This is a genomic window from Massilia solisilvae, assembly GCF_024753215.1.
Taxonomy (GTDB): Bacteria; Pseudomonadota; Gammaproteobacteria; order Burkholderiales; family Burkholderiaceae_D; genus Telluria; species Telluria solisilvae.
Genome location: NZ_JANUGV010000002.1, coordinates 288,846 through 311,717, shown reverse-complemented (window position 1 = coordinate 311,717; position 22,872 = coordinate 288,846). Strand labels below are relative to the sequence as shown.

Genomic DNA, 22,872 nt, shown 5'->3' with positions numbered 1-22,872 from the left:
CAATTAAGGATACCGGCGGCCACCGGGCAATGCAAACGCACGCTTGCTGACGGGCGTCGAACGGCCCTGCCCGGCGCGCGCTTAGTATTGACGGGAGCACACGGATTTTGCCAGGAGCAACATGGGTCGCGCGGAATGGCTGAAGCAGCGGTACTACCGGTGGCGCAAATACGTCCCCGCGCGCCTGCTCTACCATGCCGATTACTTTCGCATCCTGCAGCTGTCCGGCGCGCCGCCACACCTGCTGGATGCAGTCATCGACGAACGGCTGCGCCACGTGCTGCAGGCAGCGGTGCGCCATGTCCCCTTCTATCGCCGCAGCATGCGCTTGTCCGCAGCCGAACTGGCGCACGAACCCGCGCGCGAGCTGCTGGCGCGCTTCCCGTTGATCGACAAGCGCACCGTGATGGCGCAGCAGCGCGATTTCCTCGACGAGCGCTTCCACCCGCGCTGGCTGATCTACACCACCAGCAGCGGCTCGACCGGCGAAGGCATCGGCATGTGGCGCACCAAACGGCTGGCGGACATCGAAAAGGCGTTCTTCGCGCAGGCCTGGTCGCGCTTTGGCTTCAGCTTCGACAAGGCAAGGTACCTGCGCATCGGCGCGGACGCCGTGCGGCCCGGGCATGAAGCGCCGACGCGGGTGTGGGGCAACCGGCTGCTGCTGTCGCCCTACCACCTGACAGATGAGCACAAGTCGGCAATCCGCGACGCGCTCAACCGCTTCCGGCCACGCTTCGTGCACGCTTACCCCAGCACCGTGGCCGCGCTGGCGCACATGCTCGCGCCCGGTGAGCTCGACTTTGAAGTGGGCGCGGTGCTGCTTGGCTCCGAGCCGGTGAAGGCCGGGCAGCTGGGCGCGATCGAAAAGCTGTTCGGCTGCCCGATCTCCATCAGCTACGGCCTGACCGAGCGCACCAACCTCGCGTTCGCCGAAGGTTCGGGCGGCGTGTGCAGCGCCTATCGCTTCAACCGCCTGTATGCGGTCAACGAGAACCGGGTGAACGCGCACGGCGCCGAGATCGTCGGCACCTCGCTATGGAACGACGTGATGCCGCTGATTCGCTACCGCACCGGGGACTACGGCACGATCGGTGCCGACGGCGCCTGCCAGGCGATCGATGGCCGCGAACAGGACTTCCTGATCGACCGGAACGGCCGCCGCATCCCCGGCCTGACCGTGATCATCGACCCCGACACGTGGGACTTCGTGCGTACCTGGCAGATCTGGCAGAGGCGGCCGGGCGCGATCACGATCGCACTGGTGCCCCGCAGCGGCACGCTGACACCCGCGCAGCGGCAGCTGGTGCTGGCACGGCAGCGCGAACGCTGGGGCGAGTCCTTCGACATCTCGGTGCAGGCGGTGCCGGAGGTGCTGCCCGCCCCGGGCGGCAAGCACCGCTTCGTGATCTCCAGCGTGGCACCGTCACGGCCGGCATCGGCGGCCACATCCAGGCCGCAAATGCATTAGACTGGCGCGCATCGCCAACCACAACGCGGCATCATGGAGCTGGACCCGATCGACACCATCGAACAAGCCAACGAAGCAGCCAGGGAAAAGAGCTCGCGCCTGAACATGGCCGTGGCAGTGACCGTCGCGCTGCTGTCGACCTTCATGGGCATCTGCAAGGTCAAGGACGACAACATCGTGCAGGCCATGCAGCAGGCGCAGGCCAACAAGCTCGATCACTGGGCGTTCTACCAGGCGCGCAACGTTCGCGAGGAAGTCGCCAAAGGCACGCTCCTGCAGCTGCAACTGGCCGCGACCGCGGCGCCAGCCGCCACCCGGAGCGACTATGCGCAGGCGGTTGCGCGCTACCAGCAGCTGGTGACCGAGCAGGAGAAGAAAAAAGAGGAATTGCGCGCCCGGGCCGAGCAGGACCAGAAGGAATACGACGCGCAGAACTTCCGCGACGACCAGTTCGACCTGTCCGACGCCTTCCTCGCGATTACGGTGGCGCTGCTGGCGGTGACCTCGCTCACGGGCCAGCGCTGGCTGTTCGGGGTCGCCATGATACCGGCCGCCTTCGGCATCCTGATGGGATGCGCGGGCCTGTTCGGCTGGCCGATCCATCCCTCCTGGCTCACCGCCCTGCTCTCATGACCATGAAAACCCGCTGCGTGCTCGTGGCGCTGGCCACGCTTGGCGCCACCGCCCACGCCCAGAACTTAGCGCCCGTCACGCCCTACCGGCCCTCGGTCTCGACGCCAGCGCAGCTGCCCGCGCTGGGGCAGCTCGAATTCGAATTCGGCGTGCTTGCCGCGCGTGGCGGCCAGCCGCTGCGGGACAGCCTGCCCTACACCTTCAAGCTCGCCTTCGACAAAGACTGGGGCGTGCTGCTTGGCGGCGAAGCGGTGGTGCGCACGCGCGACGGCGGGGCCACGGCCACAGGCATCGGCGATACCTCGCTGGTGCTCAAGCGCGCCTTCATCGTGAATGACACCACCGCCTTCGGGCTCGAGCTGGGCGTGAAAGCGCCGACCGCCAGCAGCGCCATCGGCAGCGGCAAGGCCGACTGGACGATCAACACGATCTACAGCCGCGATTTCGGCGACCTGCACATGGACGCCAACCTGAACGCGACCCGGCTGGGCGCACCCGATCCGGGCGCGGCGCGCATGCAAACCGGCGCCTCGGCCTCGTTCTCGGTGCCGCTCGACGAACGCTGGTCTGCCACCTGGGAGCTATCGGGCCTCTACAACGCGGGCGCGCCTGCCACCGCGCAGATGCTGGCTGCGCTGGGTTACATGCCCGACAAGCGGCTTGCGCTGGACATTGGCTTTACCCGCGGGCTCACCCCTGGCACGGCGCATTGGTCGCTGTTCACCGGGATGGTGGTCCCGCTGGCCAACCTGCGCTGAAACGCTATTTGGGAAAGCCGACCGACTGCGCCAGCATCACGCGCTGCGACGGCCCGAGCCCAAGCGCCTTGGCCAGCGCCGGCCGGTCGATCGATCCGCGCACCACCACCGCCAGGCCTTCGGACGCGCAGAACAGGTACACGTTCTCGCTGATGTGGCCCGCGTCGGCGATGGCGTAGAAGCGCCGGTTCTCGTCGCTGTCGCGCCCCAGCTTGTCCATGTCTGCCACGTACACCAGGTTGAGGGGCGCTTCACCGGCGAACGGCTGTGTGCCGGTGAGCGGACGCAGGTCGCCGGCATGGACGGGCACCAGTTTGTTGGCTGCGGGGTCGTAGCGGTAGCTGGCGCCTGGCAGCACCACGTAGATGCTGATCTCCTGCGCGTTGTGCGCCGATGGCGCCGTGCGCCCGCCGGTATCGGGGCGGTTGATGCCGAAGGCCGCCCACAGCAGGTTGGAGAGCTGCTGTGGCTCTACGGGCTTGTGCGCGAACTCGCGCGTGCTGTGGCGGCGGCGCAGCGCCTGCATCAGCGGCGTGCCGCCCTCCGTTTGCGGGGCGGGCAGGACGATTGCGGGAAGCACCCGATCCTGCGGCTCGCCGGCGGTTTGCCCGGCAGTGAGAAGGCCGGGCACGAGCAGGCCGGCCTTCAGGCTGCGTCCAAGGGACGAATTCATCGCTTGTACCTTCCTTTCCTGCCCTTCTGACCGCGGCCGGACAAGCCGGTTCCGCGGCCCGCGATCAGCTCGCGCGCGGACGGCGCTTGCCAAAGAAGGTCGCGGGATCGAACAGCGACACGTCGAACGCGTCGAGCGTGTTCTTGAACAGCAGGCCCAGCTCGGTGTCACCCTCCAGCGCCAGGCGGCGGCTGAAGAACAGCGTGTCCGGGTCTTCCTCGCGGCGCGCCAGGCGCAGCAGGTCGTGCGCGCAGGCGCCGATGGTCAGGTCGGGGGTACCAACGGTCTTGGACGGCACGAAGGCCGTGCCCTGCCACTTGAAGTCGAACACGATGCGCGCGTCGGAAACGCGCAGGCGCAGCGTGCGGCCGGCCAGCGCCTCGCGCACGTCGGCGGGCAGCTGCGGCGCCAGCACCAGGTTCAGGCCGCGCGTGAACAGCCACGAGCCGGGGTACGCGGGCAGGCGCGCGAACAGGCCGGCAATCGGCGCCGGCATGGTGTAGGTTTGCGTGGTGGTCTGCATATGCATCCTTTCGTCGGTCATTCCTGGCCGGGGTCGCCGTACCAGTAGCCATTGCAGGGCCGTCCCGGCATCAGCGGCTCCAGCTGTTGTTGGGCGCTCTCGCCATCGAGCTCGCCGCGTCGCACCTGGTCGAAGATCCGGATCACCTCTCCGGTGTCGGTGGACTGCGGGCTAATGCGCAGCACGTCCACGCCCAGCTCGCGCATCTCGTCCACCTGGCCCACCAGGCAGTTCACCGAAGCGGACTGGGTCTGGGTGCCGTTCAGGACCAGGAAGGGCTCGCCCTCGCGGGTGGACAGCAGCATGCCGTCCGGGTGCTGCAGGCAGCTGAACTGGCAGTCGTCCTTGGGCAGGTTGCGGTTGCGCGCGGTGAAGCAGCGTGCGGAAAAAGCGAGCGGCATGCGGCCGTAGGCGAACACCTCGGTCTCGAGCAGCTCGGGCATGTCGCGGCGCAGCTCGGCCAGCTGCGTGCGGCCGATCTCGACCGGCATCACCCAGCGGCGCGCGCCCATCCCGGACATCAGCGACAGGGAGGCGCTGTTGTACAGGTTCAGGTGCGCCCCGGCGACGAAATCGCCGCGCCCGGCCACGCGGCGCACCGCGCCCATGTCATTGGCCTCGACGCGGTAGCGGCCATTGGCCGTGATCTTGCGCTGCGTGGACAGCTCGGCGTTGGACTCGATCAGCACCTGGGTGGACATCACCACTTCCTTGCCGCGTTCAGCCAGCATCTCGGCTACATCTTCCCAGTCCGACAGGCGCAGCTCGTGGCGGCGCGAGCAGACGGTCTCGCCGATATACACGATGTCGGCCGGGGTGTCGGCGATCATCTGGTAAAACTCGAAGACGGTCTCGCGCGGCCAGTACGTCAGGATCGGGCCGACCGACAGCTTCAGGGGTCTCTGGTTTACTTCTGCCATGTTACTTCCACTTCCGATGATATGCGCCCAGCGTGTGCTGCTGGCCTTCCGCGACCGCGTTCAACGCGGCCATCCACGACGGCTTGACCGAATAGCGGCCCGCCGGGTCGCTGGCGGCGTCGATCGCGTCGCGCCACACGCGCGTAACCTGCGCCACGTAGGCCGGGCTGCGCTGGCGGCCCTCGATCTTCACCGCGCGCACGCCCATCTGGATCATCTGCGGCAGCACCTCGATGGTGTTCAGGCTGGTGGGCTCTTCCATCGCGTAGTATTCCTCGCCGCCGACCTCGAAGCGGCCCTTGCACAGGGTCGGGTAGCTGGCGTTCTCGCCCTCGGCATAGCGGTCGATCAGCACGCCGTTCAGGCGCGCCTCCAGGCCCTTGGGACCTTCGAACCAGCGCACCGCCTTGGCTGGCGAGCACACGCCGTGGGTGTTGGGCGACTCGCCGGTGCAGTACGACGACAGCGAGCAGCGGCCTTCCACCATCACGCACAGGCTGCCGAAGCCGAACACCTCGATCTCGACCGGCGTGTTGCCGATCAGCTGCTCGACCTGCGCCAGCGACAGCACGCGCGGCAGCACGGCGCGCGCGATGTTAAAGCGCTCGTGGTAGAAGTTGATCGCGTCGTGGTTGGTCGCCGAGGCCTGGACCGACAAGTGCAGGCGCAGCTGCGGATGGCGCTCGGTGGCGTAGGCCATCAGGGCCGGGTCGGCCATGATGATCGCGTCGATGCCGGCGCCGGCGGCCCTGTCCACCGCCGCCTGCCACAGCTTCATGCTGTCAGCCTGCGGGTAGGTGTTCAGGGCCAGCAGCACTTTGCGGCCGGCGTCGTGGGCATAACGAATGCCCTGCTCGATCGCCTTGTCGTCAAAATTCAGGCCGGCGAAATTGCGCGCGTTGGTCGCATCGCGAAAGCCGAGGTAGACACAGTCGGCGCCGTTGTCGATGGCGCCTTTCAGGGCAGGCAGGCTGCCTGCGGGACAAACAAGTTCGAGGGGCTTGGCGGCGCGAGGCGGCGCGGCCATTGGTGCTGAGGCGTTCATGATGCGTTTGGACCGGGAGTTCAGACCCGAAACTATACGAACGCCAGCCCGCCGGCTTCCTTAAACAAAATTAAGAAAAAAAACCCCATCCGGCGAGCTGCACCCCGGCCCGGCCGGTAATTGAAAGTTTATTGATCTGCATCAACCGGGTGATCAACGAGCGCGGCGATATCGCGCAGCGAGGCTGCCACGGACGCGCCCTCTGCGCCGCGCAGCATCTCGTCCATCCTTGCCGCGGCGCGCATCACGAAAGCCATGCGCTGGCTCACGTCGTACAGGTGCGCGTTGGCCAGCGGCGAAAACAGGATGCTGTCGGGGCCGAGCGCGTGGCAGGACGCGTCCAGCGACACGCCCACCTCTTCGAAGTCTGCCGACTGCTGCCCTGCCACGGTGCCGATCTGGTTGCTGTCCAGCGCAAGCCGCATCTTGGGGTCGTTGTACATCACCGTTTGCAGCACGTTGACTTGCTCGTGCCAGGCCAGCTTCGCCACGCTCTCGTGCAGCTGCCCGGCCTCGATGAGCTCAAAGCCCTCCATGATCTCGCGGAAGGGCTTGCCGAACGGGAGCAGCTGGCTTGCCACCGGCCAGTGCACGCGGTCGGCGATCAGGTGGCGCACGCCGATAGCCTTGCGCATGGCGTCGATGCCGTTGCGGATGTAGAAGCGGTGCAGCGGGTAGGCGTCCAGGAACACCGTGAGGTTGCCCAACGAGAGCTGGCCGCGCATGAAGCCCGCACCGGTGCCGACCAGGGCCGGGATCATGACCTTGTACAGCCATTCGAAGCTGTCTGCGGTGTGCGCGGCGCGGATGTCGTCGCCCAGCCGCTGCATGGTGTCGGCGGCGTTTTGCAGGCCGCAGCCGACCTGCTTGGACGCGAAAGCCGCCAGGCCGGCCCACTGGAAGCGATGATCGGCCAGCCACAGGGAGGCGTAGGCGGCGCTGATGCGGCGGTTGCGCAGTGCACGGTCCTCGATCAGCTTGCCGGCGGGGGCGATCCATGCTTCGGCGGCGCGCTGGCATGCCAGCCATTCGTCGAGCGCCTGGTCGAGCTGGGCCGCTGGCTGGGTAATTGAATCGTCCGGCATGCACGCCTCCGTTGGTCGAATGAACCACGAATTGACTGTAACGAGCGATGCGGGGCGGAGCGTTGAGGGCTGACAAAGGGGATGAGTCCGCCTCTCCTCGGCAACTGTCATTGATCTTGCGTTTCGCCAAAATTTGCTGGCTCATGAAAAGCAACAATAGCCCACCACATGTAGCTAGGAGAAGTCCATGGCAACAGACGCATATCTGCAGATTGACGGAATCAAGGGCGAATCGGCCGACGCCGCGCATCAGGGCTGGATTGAAATCACCCGGCTCCATTGGGGCGTGGTGCAGCCACGTAGCGCCACTACGTCGACGGCGGGTGGTCACACTGCAGAGCGCTGCGAACACCGGATCTTGTCGCTCTCCAAGGTCGCCGACCTTGCGTCTCCGATCCTGATGCAGACGTGCTCGATGGGCAGGACCATACCGAAAGTAAAGCTCGAGTTGATGCGGGCCGATGGCGACGGCGCGCGCGTGAAGTATTACGAGGTTGAGATGACCAACGTGATTATCTCGAACATCGACCAGATCCTCGGTGACGGCGGCCTGCTGCACGACGAGATCGGGCTCCGATATGCCAAGGTCGTCTGGCGATACACGCAGCAGAAGATTGGCGGTGGCGCGGGCGGCAACACGGCCGGCGGATGGGATCTCTCCAACAACCGATGCACGATCTGAGGAGCAGCCATGCCCAGCGAAGTGCCGATCCAACCGCACGACAAGCGCGGCTACTTCATGCTGCCGCAGGCCCCGGAGGAAGCCGGGTACTACGTGTACGGGAACGTGGGCGGCGTATCGGGCACAGGCCACTTGGCGCAGTACGCGCATCCATTCCTGCTGTCACTGATCTTCGAAATCGAGCGCGAGTGGCAGGCCATGGACGACCGAAAGTTCGGCATTGGAAACATCAGCCTGGCCGATGGGCGCAAATATGAGCACGCAACACATCAGCTTGGCATCGAGATGGACATCCGCCCGGTGCGAAAGGACATGATGACGGGGCAGGCGGCACACTGTTCCCGGTTTGACAAGGTCTATGACCGCGACGCAACGATCAAGCTGCTTCGCCTGTTTGTGCAACACCCGATGGTCAGCAAGGTTTTCTTCAACGACGGCAAGGTGCAACACGCCTTAGGCGGGCAGGTGCGGTCAATGATCGGCCACGACGATCATATTCACATCGAAATCTGGAAGTGGAGCTTATGGGTTTGAACGTGCGAATTCTGTGCTGGGTCTGCGTGTCGGCAGCCCTTCCCCTCGTCGTCGTTGCGGGCGAGAAAAAAGACGAGGGCCGCTACCTTGCGACGCCACTCAAGGGCGATTATTACCTGTATGGCGGCACCCTCGCGGAGATGACTCCGCCGACTCAGAAGGATCAGAAGGTTGCGTTTATGTTCAAAGGGCAGCTGGCGCAGGATTTGTTCAACCGGATCGGACCGGACGTGAGGAAAGCCGACGCATGCAGTTCCGCCCGTGACTACCGTGAACGGCGCCGAGGCGACCTTCATTGCGTGTTTACCAAGGACGACGGGTTCTCCTGCTATCTCGGCCTGAACGTACCGACGGGCAAAAGTGCGAACGGGTCCATTTGCTAGGGCATGAGCTACAGGCGAACGGTAGCTGCTGTAGCCCTGTTTCTAATAAGCTCGGCAGCCTCCGGTGTCGAAAGCGACAAGCCGCCGCGGTTTTTGACCGTGCCGGTGCTGGGACTGCGCTTACCGCTAGATAAGATCAACGTAGAGGCGTTTCCCGAAGACTTGCGCATAACGTGCCGGCAGCTTAACGATGAGTACGTTACAAGCCGTGTGTGGATTTTTGGGCAGGCGCGGGATGCCGCGAGCACCTATTACGTTTTGACAGGCTACTTCAAGCGCTTGAACAAGGCGCCTGGCCAAAGGCTTTATGAGTACTGGGATAATGGGGCTGTATATACCGTGACAGGCCGAAAATGCGGCGGCGACGATGCGCGCGAGACGTTCGAAGTGTACGATCCCAACGCCGCCAACGACGGCAACGTGCCCGATCCAATTCTCCGCGAGTTAGCCCGTGATCTTGCCGCCCGAACGGTTCGTGCCTTCGGCGGCCCTGACCGGCTGCGCGCTGAAATCACGAGCCAGCGCATCGACTTCAACTCACTTCCTGTGGAGTTGCAAGAAGCCTTTAGCCCATTCTTCGGCAAGTGAGGGACCAGCAAGTGCGGAGATGAGCACAGTTGCTATCTCGGCCTGTGGGAAAACGCCAACGGGGTCAGATCCGGCATTGTGACAAAATCGAACTCCCGGCGCACGCAGCGATGACCGCGCGAAGGCGAGCGTCAAGCTGGCCGAGGTCACTCGTGTACAGAGGGAGTCAACTACATACTCGGCGGCGGAGATGACCCAAATTAAGTTCAAACCTGTCATGTTGCCGGATCTGACCCCGCGGTCGCACCTTCACGGAGGACGACGAGTTCTCCTGTTATTTCGGGCTGAACGTGCCGACCGGCAAAAGTACTAACGGGGCGACCTGCTAGGACATGGCTGCAGACAAACGTCGCTGAAGAGTACCTTGCAGCTTGGCAGCAAGGGCTCGCCCACACCATCGAAACTACGCCTGCCTGAAAGGCGGCGAAATCTCGCAGCAGGTCGCTTAGAGCTTCTCGACCTCTTTAGAAATGCGCCATAGGATCGCCTACCCCGCTGTTTTACCCTAGCGGGGAATGCGTACAGAAAACGCACGCACTCGTTGAAAGTCCAACAACAACAATAGAAATCGACCTTTAACCCCCTTTTTGAATTCGTCCGATAGACGAACCCCTGGGGGGTACTTTGGCAGGGACAAGAAAAATGGACTAGCTGGCCGTTCCTATGCGTGCCGTTGTCCAGCCGCCCGCCGCGTGTAGTCAACAAGCTGTCAGAATGGAAAGCCATTGAAATCCAGTTTTTTCATATGGCAAAGTGAATAGACCAGCACGGGTTCTTGCCATTTAACCAATCAACGACGTACACTTACTTTCTAGGACCGCACTAGCCAAGAGTCGCCTTCAGCCAACAATTTCCATCAACACGAGAATCCGACATAAAAGTGGATACGAACGAACTAAAGATGTTTCTGAACGAAGTGCGCCCTCTACTGATCGATGCGGTCTGCAAAGGGGTGCAAGAACATGTCGCGTCTTTGCGGGCTAGGGGAATCGACTTCTACGGGTATGCACTGTTACCAGGTGAGTTTGCCAATTTGCAGAATATTGTTGCTGTATCGAACGGTCCTGCTGACGTCGCAGTCTCAACCGACGATAGTCAATATTCATACTACCGTTTCTCCGTAGACGGATGGAAACATTGGTATTCTGATGGATTTGCTGCCGCTAACAATGTGCTGCTGGACGCAAATCGACGCTTCGCTGCAGCGCATACCAGTGTCAGCTTTTTGATGGACGACGTTCAAGCTGCATATGCTAATGGTCTGCTTGACTCGATCCTCTGTGGTTTTGATCAGGCCAAACAGCTTGGCACGTTCGATGGGACTAACCCTTTCCTAGCGATCTGGATTTCTGATTCAAGCTCCGAAATTATCGCCGAGTCTGTTCAACGCCTTAATCAGCCAAACGTGATCGCCGATTTCATGGCTGAATTTGGTTGAGATTGTGGGTCGATAGGCGACCGGCGAAACGTAACCGCGAAGGTCTGCTTCGGGTTGAAACGGACCGCCGCAAGAAACTTTGCTGCGTGTCTCTATGCTTTTTTCAGAGCCGTCCTATGCACTTGCCTGCGCTTCGCGGACGCGCTGGGCCAGTCGGGCAAGGGTAGACCGTGAACAGCCTGTAGCGGCGATTACGTGGTTCCAGCTATCGCCCCTGCGTAGCATGGTCATGATCGCTTCGTTGCGTTCTACGTCTTCCTTACGGCCCTTGTAGCCCCCTTCCGCTTTCAGCTTCTCGATGCCCTGCTGTTGACGCCTGCGACGATCCGTATAGTCCTTGCGTGCGATAGCGGCCAGCATATCCAGCATCATCCCGTTCAGAGCGTCCATCATGCGTGCCGTCATTTCATCCGTGGCGCTGGTCATCATCCATGACGTAGGCAAGTCCAGTGCGACGACACGGACCTTGCGCGCCTGAAGTTCCCGTTTCAGGTTTTCCCAATCCTCGGCATCCAAACGCGACAAGCGGTCTACCTGCTCGATCAGCAGCACGTCGCCTGCGTGGCAGTCAGATAGCAAACGGAACAGTTCAGGACGGCGCAGGCTTGCCCCTGATTCGTTCTCGACGTAATACGCTGCGATACGTAGGCCGCGTTCGGATGCGAAGACATCAAGATCGGCCTTGGCGCGGCTGGCGTCTTGTTCTGCTGTAGATGCGCGCAGGTAAGCACGGACAAACATCGTTGGAACCCTTCAGTGCGATTTGGATGGTTCGCATTATGCCAGTTCGATTAGGGTTTGCAAACATGAATTATCGAACCATAACCGGACTATAGTTCCTTGGTTCGCTTGGGGTATACCTTTTGGGAACTTACTCAGCAGCGCCTTAAAAGCATAGAACTTACCCAGTGATAATTTGTTATCTTTCGAACATTCCCTTATGCTAATGTTCCACTACCCGGCGTTTGGCCGTTGAAACCATTCTCGAATTGACGGAGACCAGTTTGGAGCTACATGAGCGGCAGCCACGCGAGCAGGACGGCCGAGACTCGTTCGATCGGTATCGCGCTCAAACGCGTGCCGCCGCGATCGCCGCACTTGCGATCTTAGAGGGGAAAGAGATTGACCGAGTTTACTGTGACCTACATGATGACTTTGTTGTTCGCAAGTCATCGGGCGACGAAAAGCGGTATATCTTCACCCAAGTAAAGACTCGCGCCAAAGCCAACAAGAACTGGACCGCAAACGAACTTTTCGGTTTAAAGGTTGCACGAGGTAAGAAACTTCCCGAACAGGAGCCGGAAAAAATACGTGACAGCTTTGTTGGCAAACTGTTGCTGCATACCCTAACCTTTGACAGCTCATGCGAATCGGCCGTCTTCCAGACGAACATCAACTTGGACGACACCGTATTGGACATAGTTGAAGACATACAAGGCGGTGCTTTTACGAATCAATACTCGGTAGCACTGTTGAATGCTTTCAACGAGTGTTTCAAAGCAGACCTAGACAAGCGCCATCTAACTGATGCTGAGATCAAAAACTGCCTAACCAAGCTATGCTTCGAGCCTGATGTTCAGCACCTAAAGCTAAAGGACCATGGGTTTGGAATGATCGTCCGTGAAAAGATTCACTTCTACAGTGAAGTAGACCTCGGGCGTGGGGAAATAGACGAAATCCTGATGAAGCTTCTTGCGCTAGTCGAGAAAAAATCTAGCGGCCGCATCGAAGAGATCACTGCTGAGTCGATTGAGAAATTTGCAGGCATCGCGATTGGAGACTTGCTCGACATATTAAGCATCTCCAAGGATGCTTATCAGGCTCTCCTCGCGGCGGGAGACGACGAGGCGATAAAGTCTGTCTCGATTATTCAACGCGTACTACAGAAAGCTGGAGCGGATAAAAGCGAGATCGAATTTTGTTCAAGATGTAAAACCGATTGGGATATTTGGCTACGAAACAATCGCCACGTTATTCCAGAATTTGACTTGATTTCGATAGTATCTACGATCCGCCAGAACTTGGGCAGCAATGTTGGCATTGATGGAACGGTTAGGCTGTCAGAGCTAAGGCAGCAAATTCACTCCCTGATAACCACATTGAAGCATAACAACCTGTTATATGACTTGACACCTGAATTAATACTGGGAGCCTTTTTCTCATCTCTGGTAAAACAAAAATGATGAAATTTGATGAGTTCTTTGACAGGGTTGATCAATCCAAGCTGACCCTTCCCGCTAGGCCGGAAGTGCAAACTATGCATTTACTTGGCAATGAAGCGTTGTTTCAACTACCCTTAATTGCGCTAATTATCCTCCTAATGGCAAAGGATCGTCGAAAGCCAAAGATCGCAGAGATTGGTCAACTTGTCGGGGAAAGCATAGAAGCGAGTCTTATAGGCTTCAAAGGTTCCTCTCAACACTTGGGCTGGTCAGCAAACCTTCGGGTACGCACCGTAAAAGCCCTAAATTTTCTTGAACTAACAAATCTTGTCGAGATCCCAAATCGCAAGGCTCGCATCGCAATTACTGAGATGGGTAAGCGCGTCATTGGCAAAGCTCTTGAGAACGATGACGATCTCGCATACAACCTGGCAAAGATCGGGCTAGCCTACCGAAACATCTGTGTTTCAAGACAATTGGATCTCGAATTAACATGAAATTATTGAGCCTAAAGATTTACTCAAACGGTAGAAACGGGCTGGAGTCTGATGAACTGTTCTTTGGCGAACACATCACTCAGCTCTATGGGCCGAACGGTTGTGGGAAGACGCCGACTGTACAGTCTCTTGCCTTTTGCCTCGGTTACCCTGCTGATTTTCGTGAGGAAATCTACAGGCGCTGTTCAAAAGCCGCGTTGACCTTTTCTCTTAACAATGGCGTTTATGAGGTCTCGCGTGTTATCGCAAGTCGGGACGTAGCCATTACTGTGCGCAGCCCCTTAGGCGAGGTGTCAGATTTCTACTCGGAGGGCGATTATTCCGAGTTCATGTTTGAATTGCTCGGACTTCAGTATCCTAATCTCATCTCCACCGGCGATAAGCTCTCCAAACCATTTATCTCAACGTTTTTACCGCTCTTCTATCTCGACCAGGATGATGGATACCGCGACTTCTATAGCCCCAAGGGGAACCAGCGGTTTATCAAAGACCAATTCTCCGAAATGATGCGTCTGCTTTTCGATCAGCCGGTTAAGAACTCCTTTGATGCGAAGAAAGATCGAATTGACACGAAACAGGAACTGGCTCGACTTGACGAACTGGTCCAAAAGAGACAGTCTGATGTAGAGTTCGCACGCCGTAACCTCGACGAATCAGAGGAGTTACAGGAAATCAATGAGAAGATTGATGCGTTGGAGCGCGAGCTGCAAAATTTATCCGTGTCGGGCAACGAACATGACGGAGCAGTTAGCGTTTTTAGCCGACTGATCGCGAACAATCTTGAGCGAATCAGAACCATTCAGACGGATTTGAGCGAGATCGGAAAGCGCGAGCGGAGTGTTAATAGAATAATTAATGAAATCAATTTGGAAATTAATGCGCTCAGTTTGAATGAAGAATCGCGCCGTATTTTTCTCTCATTCAGTGAAATCTGCGAATCCGCAGGCTGTCAATTGTTCTCCGTAAGCTCGTCGTCGTACGCAAAGAATCTATTGTATTTGAAAGACCAGATAAAAGACCTCGAGCGAAATTCCGACGAAGATAGGCGCAAAATTGAAGCACTGACAGCAACCAGAGAAAGCCACGAGAAGCAGAATGAAGAGCTTATTAAGGAGCGCGATTTGTTGCTTAAGAGCAACGAAATGAAGGCCGTTATTGACACAATATCGAGGATTAAATCTGAAATTTTCTCCCTGCAAACCAAGAAGGCCGACTTCGAAAAATATAGCACGCTTCAAACCCGCTACTTCGATGCGATGACTAGTAGAAATAAAGTCTACGAAAAATATCAAGCATTGAGCGGGGAAAGGTCTTTCAGTTCTGAGATAATTAGGCTTCGCTCGGATCTGCGAACCATCCTCTTGAGATGGCTCGATGTTATTAATACGGACAATATTGATAAGAACATTTCATTCAAAGACGACTTTCAGCCTGTTTTCGGAAGCGAAACCGTTAGCCAATTAAAGGGCAGTACAAAGGTTCGCGCCGTGCTTGCTTTTCATGCCGCGTTACTGGAGTTGGCCATGGTAAGGCAGAGAGGAATCTTCCCTTTCTTGATACTCGACACCCCAAAGCAGCATGACATTAACAATGAAGACCTTGGCGCATACGTGAGCGAGCTAAAGGTACTGGCCAAAAGGTTCAATACGCAGATTGTGTTCTCGAATACTGAGTTCCACTATATCGGCGACGAGCAGGACGAAGAGTGGGTTCCCCATTACCCTGGGGAGAAACACAACATGTTCTACAGGAACACGCCGTAACCGATGATAGGCGATTTCCCGCTTGCTCAGTTTCCACTGATGCGGCAGGAAGTCGCCGAGTCCAGCCAACAACTCACTAAGGGGATCGTCGCGCTGTGACGTGCATAAATTCCGCCCGCGTAAAACATTCCGTGGAGCAATTTTTATTGGGTTGGCAAGTATTGTTCTCATTGTGTCAGGATCGGCATTGCATGCCTCAGAAACATCCTCTTTAGTCTTGGCTGCTCGACTACGTTTGCACGCAGCGAGCTAAAACACACCCCTAAGAGAGGGACGAAAGCGCGAAGGCTAAAACCCACACCTAAGAAGAAGGGCCGAAAGATTTTTCCTGTTCTGAGTGTTCGATACCCATCCCTCGTGCCTGCAAAGGATACACTGAGTCCATTATCCCACACTAACTTGAGATGCTAAAGTGGCAACACGGTCAGGATAAGCGAGCCTTTCTGTCGTGCTAGACGAGCACCGAGGCAGACCATGCAGGGTGAGCGCTAGGTAGACCGGCTACTTGCTGAGATCGGGGGGCGTAGGGAGACGCAGCCTGGGGATGAAAAAAGCGTTTTCCGCTACTCCAAACTTCTACTCCAACTCAGGAGGAAATTCAGTGGGAAAACGCTTTAAATACAAGGGCTTAGGTGCCTGATGGGATTCTGGCGGAGAGAGGGGGATTCGAACCCCCGATAGGCTATGAACCTATACACGCTTTCCAGGCGTGCGACTTAAACCACTCATCCATCTCTCCTGATGGGGTCCCGCTTGCACGGGAGCCGCATATTATAGCAAGGATTCTCGGCAGTACAACTGTTTGCCGATGTCGCGTCACGAAGCCAACGGCAGCCCCGGCCTGCGGACCCGTTTTGAAGTGAAGAAAGAGGTCTTCCCGCCGTAACGATTTGGAACAACTTCGTTTCGTGCGCCAGCTCAAGCGTGTATAGCATGAGCCCATGAACTTTACTTTTTTATCACACGAGTTCGGGCTCTGCCGGGTCAGGTTGTGGGCGAGCGGCCGCTACGGATTTTCGCTGCCGAAAAAGGTCGAGATCACCACGCCTACGGGGGAGACCAGCACGTTCTTCTACCTCAATCGTCCGGCCGAATGCACCCTGGAGCTGAGCAACCGCGACATCGTGCGCGTTGCGATTGCCCAGTTTCTGGCCCTTGCCCAGCGCCCTGCGAACTCTGTCGCGGTGGATCACTCGATCGTTCCATTTGCCGGCAAGCTGACGCAGGTCCGTGCCGACACGCCGCGTGGCGCGCCGCTTCGGGTGCGGCCCGGCAAGTCGTACGCCCGGCAGTGCGCGGCACAACCGGCCATCATCGACCAGGCGGCCACTTACCCAAGCCTGGAGTGACGGCAACCATGCGGCCCCAGTTCACCCCATCTCAGGTCACGATGCTCGTTTGCCGAGCGGAACGGCAACTCGAACAGGTAGTGGCCGATACGCTGAAGGTCCAACCGGCAGGCACGAACATCTCCCGTTCTACGCGGTTTGCTTTCGACGAAACCGTTGTATCGCTGATTAAGTTGTTCCGTGAACACATCGAGGGCGGATCTGGCGTGGCAAGCCAGATCGCACGCGAATACGCGATGGGGTTCGACCCGGCGTCTGGCACCACAACCGTCGCGTGCGTGCGCAGGATTGCCGACCTGGTTCGGCATGCGCGCGAGCGCCACCTGGCCGCGTGACCTGAGTGTGAACTGGCCAACGGAGCAAACGGCCCCAGCTGGGGGATACTGCGGCCGAAAGGAGCACTGATGCACACTCGAAGCGGACAAGATCGGCGCAAGGATGGGTTGACGGCAGAGCGGATCAATCTTGCCGCGCTGGCCGCGCGCGCGTTCGACTTGCATGCGGCGAAAAACTACCTGCGGCTCAGTGGCGTCAGGCCCGATCTCGTGAAGCGGTTCGCCACCCAGTATCCGTCGGGCTTGCGCGCGGAAGTGTCGGGGAACGGCGCCGATGGTCGGCGCACGCGGTCCGATCCCGCTGCCGGATGACCCGACAGTCCACATGCGTCCTTCCGGGAAGCCGCGTTCCACCAAGCTCAGCATGGGTCCCGACGTGCGCCGGGACGACGTTTCAGCCTGCGCGCCGCTAACCAGCACGCATTGACTCGTCGCCGGTCCGGTGACAGGATGTCCCGGCAGAGCCGTTCCTTTCAATCGGGGGGCAGTCATGGCACGTGTGGAAGTGTTGATCGTTGGCGCTGGGCCCACCGGACTGGTCCTCGCGCTGTGGCTGGCGCAGCAGGGCATTTGCGCACGTATTGTGGACAAAACGGCGGGGCCGGGCACCACCTCGCGCGCGCTGGCGGTGCAGGCGCGCACGCTCGAGCTGTACAGCCAGCTTGGCCTGGCGGACGAGGTGGTCGCGGCAGGCATGCGCAACCCAGGCTTCAACCTGTGGGTGGGCGGCGAACGCAAGGCGCATCTGTCGTTCGCCCGGGCCGGCGCGCACCTGACGCCCTACTCTTTCCTGCTCGTCTATCCGCAGGACCAGCACGAGGCACTGCTGGTGCGCCGCCTGGAGCAAATGGGCGTGCCGGTCGAGCGCAACACCGAGCTGCTGGACTTCGAGGACAAGGGCGACCACGTGACGGCCCGGCTGCGCATGGCCGATGGCGCCGAGGAGAGGTGCGAAGCGACATTCCTTGCCGGCTGCGACGGCGCGCGCTCGCCGGTTCGGCACCAGCTGGGCGCAAGCTTCGAGGGCGGCACGTACGAGCACATTTTCTATGTGGCCGACGTGAAGATCAGCGGCCCGGCCGCAAATGGTGAGGTGAACATCTCGCTCGACCAGTCGGACTTCGTCGCCATCCTTTCCTACTCAAGCGACGGGCACGCGCGGCTGATCGGCACTGTGCGCGAGGACCGCGCGGGCCAGGCGGAGCAGCTCACGTTCGAGGATGTGAGCCAGCGTGCGATCGCGCGCCTGCGCCTGACGATCGACGAGGTGAAGTGGTTCTCGACCTACCACGTCCACCACCGCGTGACCAACCGCTACCGCCAGGGCCGCGTGTTCCTGCTCGGGGACGCCGCCCACATCCACAGCCCGGCTGGCGGCCAGGGCATGAATACCGGGATCGGCGACGCGATCAACCTGGCATGGAAGCTCAAGGCCGTGCTGCGCGGCGAAGCCGGCGACAGCCTGCTCGACAGCTACGAACCCGAGCGCATCGCGTTTGCCAAGAAGCTGGTGGAGACCACGGACCGTGTCTTCACGTTCGTGACGGCGGAAGGCAGCTTTGCCGATTTCGTCCGCATGCACGTTGCGCCGCTGTTCGCGACCGCTGTGGATCACATCGACGCGGTCAAGGAGTTCATGTTCCGCGTGCTGTCGCAGACGATGGTGAGCTACCACGACAGCCCGTTGAGCGAAGGGACGGCCGGCCACATCAAAGGCGGCGACCGGCTGCCGTGGGTGCGCGTGGACGGAAGCGACAATTACGAGCCGCTCGCTGCGATCGCCTGGCAGGTGCACGTATATGGGCAGGCCTCGAGCGACCTGCGGGCATGGTGCGAGGCACGCGGCATGGCGCTCCACGAATTCGCGTGGCACGAGGCACATGACCAGGCCGGCCTTGCGCGCGATGCGGCTTACCTGCTGCGTCCGGACACCTACGTAGCGCTGGCCGAGCCTGGCGGCTCCGCACAAGCGCTGAACCGCTACTTCAGCGAGCGCGGTTTCACTAAATTCGCTTCCGTTGACGTGGATCGGCGGTAGGGTGGGCAGCTGTGCTGCCCACGCGTTCTAAAGACGCTGATCCTGCCGCCGGCGGAATTTGCCTGCGTTGAACGCGTGGGCAGCAAAGCTGCCCACCCTACCCTTCCTGACTTACAGCCCGGCTGCAAGCCGCTTGGTGATCTCGGCAGCCGATACCGCCGCGCAGCCGGTCGCGTTTTCGCCCGACCACAGCGGCGAGAAGTCGCCCGATCCCTGCGCCTCCGCCTTGGCGCGCAAGGGAGCGATCGCGGACGTCGCGAGTGGGAAGGCTGGAACCTGGTCGTTGACGGGACCAAGCTCGCGCATCACGCGGTTGACGATGCCGCGCGCGGGCCGACCGGTGAACAGGTTGGTGAGGGCCGTGTGGCGCGCCGCCGGGCTGGCGAGGGCCTCGCGGTGGATGGCGCTGATGGTGGACTCGGGGCACAGCAGGTAGGCGGTGCCAACCTGCACACCAGCCGCGCCAAGCGCGATCGCAGCGGTCACGCCCGCGGCGTCCGCAATGCCGCCGGCTGCGATCACCGGCACCTTCACCGCCTGCGCCACCTGGCGCACCAGCGCGAACGTGCCCACCTGCGTGGTCAGGTCGTCGGTGAGGAAGATGCCGCGGTGGCCGCCTGCTTCCAGGCCCTGCGCGATGATCGCGTCCACACCACGCTCCTGCAGCCACAGCGCTTCGTCCACGGTAGTGGCTGAAGCGATGATCTTCGAGCCCATCGACCTGACCTGCTCCATCAGCTGGTCGCTTGGCAGGCCAAAATGGAAGCTCACCACGGGCGGGCTGAATTCGCGCAGGATGTCGGCCACTTCGGCAGAAAACGGATTGCGGCCCGGCCCGGTGGGAATGCCGGCGGGGTCGATGCCGTACTCGCGGTAGAACGGCGTCATGGCCTGGCGCCAGCGCGCTTCGGCCGCCGCGTCGGGATCAGGCTGGGTGTGGCAGAAGAAGTTGACGTTGAAAGGCTTGTCGGTAGCGGCCTTGATGGCGGCCAGCTCCTTGCGCATGGCCTCGGGCGAAAGCATCGCGCATGGCAGCGAGCCAAGGCCGCCCGCATTCGATACCGCGATCGCCATTGCACTACCCTGCGCGCCGGCCATCGGCGCCTGGATGATCGGCAGGGCTATCCCAAACAGTTCTTGCAAGCTCATGTGCGCCTCTACATTATTCGTGATGCAGCCAGTTTACTGCGTGTTGGCGTTTCGGGCACAGCTTGCAATGATTCGCGGCCCGGACTAACGAACAACGGCAACGGCATCGATCTCGATGCGGCAATCGCTGCGCACCAGCCGCGATACCTGGACCAGACTGCTGGCGGGCGGCTCGCCGACGAAGTAGATGTCACGCACTTCGCGGAAGGCCGGCAGGTCGTCCATGTTGGTGAGGTAGACGTTGATCTTCACCACGTCAGTCAGCGATGCTCCGGATGCGGCCAGTGCGGTCTTCAGGTTTTCCAGCGCCTGGCGCACCTGGGCACGGGCGTCGTCGCCGGCCAGCTTGCCATCGGCCGTCAGCGGCAGCTGGCCCGAGACGTACACGGTCGTGCCACCCGCCGCGGCAACAGCGTGCGAGTAGCCGTTGGGCTTGGACAGGCTGAGTGGGTTGAAGCGGGCGGTGTGCGACGGCACTGCGCAGCCAGTGAGGCAGGCTGCGGCCAGCAGGATGGAATAAGCGACCTTCAGACGCATGGCGATCTCCTCGGAAAATTGCGAGGATTATAAGATGCGTGGCTGCTGCTGTGGCCGCATGTCAGAGTCGCTCGGCATGGGTCCCGGCCTTCGCCGGGACGACGGTTTTAGGGTCAACAATGAGCGCGGGAGCGGCCAAACAAAAAAAAGCCGCCCTCGCGGGGCGGCTTTGCCGGCTGACGCAGCGCGTCAGGTCGATTCCTTGAGCTGCTCCAGGATCGCCGGGTTTTCCAGGGTGGAGACGTCCTGCGTGATCGTCTCGCCCTTGGCCAGCACGCGCAGCAGGCGGCGCATGATCTTGCCGGAGCGGGTCTTGGGCAGGTTGTCGCCGAAGCGGATTTCCTTGGGCTTGGCGATCGGGCCGATCTCGTGGGCCACCCAGTTGCGCAGCTGCTGCGCGATCTGCTTGGCTTCGTCGCCGGACGGACGCGCGCGCTTGAGCACGACGAATGCGCAGATCGCTTCGCCGGTGGTGTCGTCCGGCTTGCCGACCACTGCCGCTTCGGCCACCAGCTCGTGCGCCACCAGTGCCGACTCGATCTCCATCGTGCCCATGCGGTGACCCGACACGTTCAGCACGTCGTCGATACGGCCGGTGATGGTGAAGTAGCCGGTGTCCTTGTTGCGGATCGCGCCGTCGCCGGCGAGGTAGTACTTGCCGCCCAGCTCCTCGGGGAAGTAGCCGGCCTTGAAGCGCTGCGGGTTGCCCCAGATGGTGCGCAGCATCGACGGCCACGGACGCTTGACGACCAGGATGCCGCCTTGCCCGTTGGGCACGTCATGCCCTGCTTCGTCCACGATCGCGGCCATGATGCCCGGCAGCGGCAGCGTGCACGAGCCCGGCACTTCCGGGGTGGCGCCCGGCAGCGGGGTGATCATGTGGCCGCCGGTTTCGGTCTGCCAGAAAGTGTCCACGATCGGGCACTGTTCGTTGCCGACGTTACGGTAGTACCACATCCAGGCTTCCGGGTTGATCGGCTCGCCCACCGAGCCGAGCAGGCGCAGCGAGGACAGGTCGAACTTCTTCGGATGCACATTCTCGTCGGCGTTCGATGCCTTGATCAGCGAGCGGATCGCGGTCGGCGCGGTGTAGAAGATCGTTGCCTTGTGCTTGGCGATGGTCTCCCAGAAGCGGCCGGCGTTCGGGAAGGTGGGGATGCCTTCGAACACGATCTGGGTCGCGCCCACGGCCAGCGGGCCGTAGGTGATGTAGGTGTGGCCGGTGACCCAGCCGATGTCGGCGGTGCACCAGAACACGTCGTTCGGCTTGATGTCGAAGGTCCACTTCATCGTCTGCGCGGCCCACAGCAGGTAGCCGCCGGTGGCGTGCTGCACGCCCTTCGGGGTACCGGTCGAGCCGGAGGTGTAGAGGATGAACAGCGGGTGCTCGGCGCCAACCCATTCCGGCTCGCACTCTGCGCTCTGGCCATCGACCAGTTCGTGCATCCAGATGTCGCGGCCCTGCTGGAAGTTGATGTTGCCGCCGGTGCGCTTGTAGATGATCACGTCGCGCACGCTGTCGCAGCCTTCCATCGCGCAGGCTTCGTCGACGATGGCCTTGAGCGGCAGTGCTTTGCCGCCGCGCATTTGCTCGTCGGCGGTGATGACAGCCACGGCGCCGGCGTCGATGATGCGCTCCTGCAGCGACTTGGCCGAGAAGCCGCCGAATACGACCGAGTGGGTTGCGCCGATGCGGGCGCAGGCCTGCATGGCGGTCACACCTTCCACCGACATCGGCATGTAGATGACGACGCGGTCGCCCTTCTTGATGCCACGCGACTTGAGCGCATTGGCAAATTTGCAGACGCGCTCGTGCAGCTGGCGGTAGGTGACGGTAGTGGCCTTGCCGTCGTCCGCCTCGAAGATGATGGCGACCTTGTCGGCGTTGCCGTTGGTCAGGTTACGGTCGAGGCAGTTGTAGGAAGCGTTCAGTTCGCCGTCTTCGAACCAGGTGTAGAACGGTGCGTTCGACTCGTCCAGGACCTTGGTGAACGGCTTGTGCCAGTCGAGCGTCTCGCGCGCCAGGCGCCCCCAGAAACCCTCGTAGTCTTTCTCGGCTTCGGCGCACAGCTTGTTGTATGCGTCCATGCCGGAAATGGCGGCCTGTGCAGCAAAATCGGCGGGCGGCGGGAAAACGCGGTTCTCCTGCAAGCCATTTTGTTGCTGGGAAGTCTCAGTTTCGGCCATGCTAGTCTCCATAGTGTAATTTTGCTAGTTAACTTAGGCGCACACGCTTACTGAGCCCTTACAAGCCGCACACGCCCGCCCCATTCGTTGTGTGATTTTACCAATGCTGCGCAAAGCATTGC

The 22,872-nt window shown here is 60.7% G+C and carries 24 protein-coding genes and 1 tRNA gene; 15 read left to right on the top strand and 10 right to left on the bottom strand.

The genetic code is table 11. The features are described 5' to 3' along the window. The first annotated feature begins 121 nt into the window (after positions 1-121). Genes NX773_RS09560 through NX773_RS09550 form a run of 3 tightly spaced genes read left to right on the top strand, consistent with a single transcriptional unit; the run spans position 122 to position 2,862 of the window. Positions 122-1,471 carry a phenylacetate--CoA ligase family protein gene (locus NX773_RS09560; RefSeq protein WP_258856107.1) on the top strand — a complete coding sequence of 450 codons (1,350 nt, stop codon included), beginning with the start codon at positions 122-124 and terminating at the stop codon, positions 1,469-1,471. A 33-nt stretch (positions 1,472-1,504) separates the two neighbouring features. Continuing rightward, a complete protein-coding gene (locus NX773_RS09555) occupies positions 1,505-2,104 on the top strand; it encodes a DUF4337 domain-containing protein (RefSeq protein ID WP_258856106.1) in 600 nt (199 codons plus the stop codon). Continuing rightward, a complete protein-coding gene (locus NX773_RS09550) occupies positions 2,101-2,862 on the top strand; it encodes a transporter (RefSeq protein ID WP_258856105.1) in 762 nt (253 codons plus the stop codon). Before NX773_RS09555 ends, NX773_RS09550 begins: the two co-directional genes overlap by 4 nt. A 4-nt stretch (positions 2,863-2,866) precedes the next feature. On the opposite strand, the gene NX773_RS09545 is transcribed toward NX773_RS09550, so the two are convergent. From NX773_RS09545 to NX773_RS09525, 5 genes are all read right to left on the bottom strand, one after another. Further along, the gene (locus tag NX773_RS09545; RefSeq protein WP_258856104.1) at positions 2,867-3,535 is read right to left on the bottom strand and encodes a nitroreductase family protein; all 669 of its coding nucleotides are present in this window, start codon (positions 3,533-3,535) and stop codon (positions 2,867-2,869) included. Between the two features lie 64 nt (positions 3,536-3,599). Beyond that, positions 3,600-4,058 (bottom strand): ubiquinone anaerobic biosynthesis accessory factor UbiT, encoded by a 459-nt coding sequence (gene ubiT / locus NX773_RS09540; RefSeq protein WP_258856103.1) that lies wholly within the window; start codon positions 4,056-4,058, stop codon positions 3,600-3,602. 17 nt (positions 4,059-4,075) lie between these two features. Continuing rightward, on the bottom strand, positions 4,076-4,954 hold the full coding sequence (ubiV, locus tag NX773_RS09535; protein WP_258856721.1) for a ubiquinone anaerobic biosynthesis protein UbiV: 879 nt from the start codon (positions 4,952-4,954) through the stop codon (positions 4,076-4,078). 25 nt (positions 4,955-4,979) lie between these two features. Continuing rightward, on the bottom strand, positions 4,980-6,023 hold the full coding sequence (gene ubiU, locus NX773_RS09530) for a ubiquinone anaerobic biosynthesis protein UbiU (RefSeq protein ID WP_441295326.1): 1,044 nt from the start codon (positions 6,021-6,023) through the stop codon (positions 4,980-4,982). 128 nt (positions 6,024-6,151) lie between these two features. Next, on the bottom strand, positions 6,152-7,108 hold the full coding sequence (locus NX773_RS09525; protein ID WP_258856102.1) for a DUF2515 family protein: 957 nt from the start codon (positions 7,106-7,108) through the stop codon (positions 6,152-6,154). 187 nt (positions 7,109-7,295) lie between these two features. On the opposite strand from NX773_RS09525, the gene NX773_RS09520 reads away from it, so the two are divergent. The 5 genes from NX773_RS09520 (at position 7,296) to NX773_RS09500 (ending at position 10,733) form a co-directional block, all read left to right on the top strand. Then, positions 7,296-7,790 (top strand): Hcp family type VI secretion system effector, encoded by a 495-nt coding sequence (locus NX773_RS09520; protein WP_258856101.1) that lies wholly within the window; start codon positions 7,296-7,298, stop codon positions 7,788-7,790. A gap of 9 nt (positions 7,791-7,799) precedes the next feature. Continuing rightward, entirely contained in the window at positions 7,800-8,324 is a 525-nt protein-coding gene (locus tag NX773_RS09515; protein WP_258856100.1) for a penicillin-insensitive murein endopeptidase, read from the top strand. Further along, the gene (locus NX773_RS09510) at positions 8,315-8,707 is read left to right on the top strand and encodes a hypothetical protein (RefSeq protein ID WP_258856099.1); all 393 of its coding nucleotides are present in this window, start codon (positions 8,315-8,317) and stop codon (positions 8,705-8,707) included. The genes NX773_RS09515 and NX773_RS09510 overlap by 10 nt, the downstream gene beginning before the upstream one ends. Positions 8,708-8,710: 3 nt before the next feature. Continuing rightward, complete coding sequence (locus NX773_RS09505) at positions 8,711-9,295, top strand: hypothetical protein (RefSeq protein ID WP_258856098.1); 585 nt, start codon at positions 8,711-8,713, stop codon at positions 9,293-9,295. A gap of 901 nt (positions 9,296-10,196) precedes the next feature. Next, on the top strand, positions 10,197-10,733 hold the full coding sequence (locus NX773_RS09500) for a DUF4303 domain-containing protein (protein WP_258856097.1): 537 nt from the start codon (positions 10,197-10,199) through the stop codon (positions 10,731-10,733). A 114-nt stretch (positions 10,734-10,847) separates the two neighbouring features. Here NX773_RS09500 and NX773_RS09495 read toward each other — a convergent pair whose 3' ends face one another. Continuing rightward, positions 10,848-11,474 (bottom strand): recombinase family protein, encoded by a 627-nt coding sequence (locus NX773_RS09495; protein WP_258856096.1) that lies wholly within the window; start codon positions 11,472-11,474, stop codon positions 10,848-10,850. Between the two features lie 263 nt (positions 11,475-11,737). Here NX773_RS09495 and NX773_RS09490 point away from each other — a divergent pair, with 263 nt between their 5' ends. From NX773_RS09490 to NX773_RS09480, 3 genes are read left to right on the top strand one after another with little or no spacing between them, the layout of a single operon-like run. Continuing rightward, positions 11,738-12,916: a dsDNA nuclease domain-containing protein gene (locus tag NX773_RS09490; protein WP_258856095.1), complete on the top strand. Its 1,179-nt coding sequence runs from the start codon at positions 11,738-11,740 to the stop codon at positions 12,914-12,916. Further along, a complete protein-coding gene (locus tag NX773_RS09485; RefSeq protein WP_258856094.1) occupies positions 12,913-13,392 on the top strand; it encodes a hypothetical protein in 480 nt (159 codons plus the stop codon). Before NX773_RS09490 ends, NX773_RS09485 begins: the two co-directional genes overlap by 4 nt. Then, a complete protein-coding gene (locus tag NX773_RS09480; protein ID WP_258856093.1) occupies positions 13,389-15,155 on the top strand; it encodes an AAA family ATPase in 1,767 nt (588 codons plus the stop codon). The genes NX773_RS09485 and NX773_RS09480 overlap by 4 nt, the downstream gene beginning before the upstream one ends. Positions 15,156-15,803: 648 nt before the next feature. Here the strand turns inward: NX773_RS09480 and NX773_RS09475 are convergent. Further along, positions 15,804-15,894 (bottom strand) — tRNA-Ser (locus tag NX773_RS09475). A gap of 202 nt (positions 15,895-16,096) precedes the next feature. On the opposite strand from NX773_RS09475, the gene NX773_RS09470 reads away from it, so the two are divergent. The 4 genes from NX773_RS09470 to NX773_RS09455 all read left to right on the top strand — a co-directional run bounded on the left by NX773_RS09470 (position 16,097) and on the right by NX773_RS09455 (position 18,877). Next, positions 16,097-16,504 (top strand): hypothetical protein, encoded by a 408-nt coding sequence (locus tag NX773_RS09470; RefSeq protein ID WP_258856092.1) that lies wholly within the window; start codon positions 16,097-16,099, stop codon positions 16,502-16,504. An 80-nt stretch (positions 16,505-16,584) separates the two neighbouring features. After that, the gene (locus tag NX773_RS09465) at positions 16,585-16,839 is read left to right on the top strand and encodes a hypothetical protein (RefSeq protein ID WP_258856091.1); all 255 of its coding nucleotides are present in this window, start codon (positions 16,585-16,587) and stop codon (positions 16,837-16,839) included. Between the two features lie 69 nt (positions 16,840-16,908). After that, complete coding sequence (locus tag NX773_RS09460; protein WP_258856090.1) at positions 16,909-17,151, top strand: hypothetical protein; 243 nt, start codon at positions 16,909-16,911, stop codon at positions 17,149-17,151. Between the two features lie 178 nt (positions 17,152-17,329). Next, positions 17,330-18,877, top strand: a complete 1,548-nt coding sequence (locus tag NX773_RS09455; protein WP_258856089.1) for an FAD-dependent monooxygenase — start codon at positions 17,330-17,332, stop codon at positions 18,875-18,877. A 111-nt stretch (positions 18,878-18,988) separates the two neighbouring features. Here the strand turns inward: NX773_RS09455 and NX773_RS09450 are convergent, their stop codons facing one another. From NX773_RS09450 to acs, 3 genes are all read right to left on the bottom strand, one after another. Then, complete coding sequence (locus NX773_RS09450; protein ID WP_258856088.1) at positions 18,989-20,026, bottom strand: NAD(P)H-dependent flavin oxidoreductase; 1,038 nt, start codon at positions 20,024-20,026, stop codon at positions 18,989-18,991. Between the two features lie 84 nt (positions 20,027-20,110). After that, positions 20,111-20,563 carry a RidA family protein gene (locus NX773_RS09445; RefSeq protein ID WP_258856087.1) on the bottom strand — a complete coding sequence of 151 codons (453 nt, stop codon included), beginning with the start codon at positions 20,561-20,563 and terminating at the stop codon, positions 20,111-20,113. Positions 20,564-20,752: 189 nt separating this feature from the next. Then, on the bottom strand, positions 20,753-22,750 hold the full coding sequence (acs, locus tag NX773_RS09440) for an acetate--CoA ligase (protein WP_258856086.1): 1,998 nt from the start codon (positions 22,748-22,750) through the stop codon (positions 20,753-20,755). Positions 22,751-22,872: the final 122 nt, after the last annotated feature.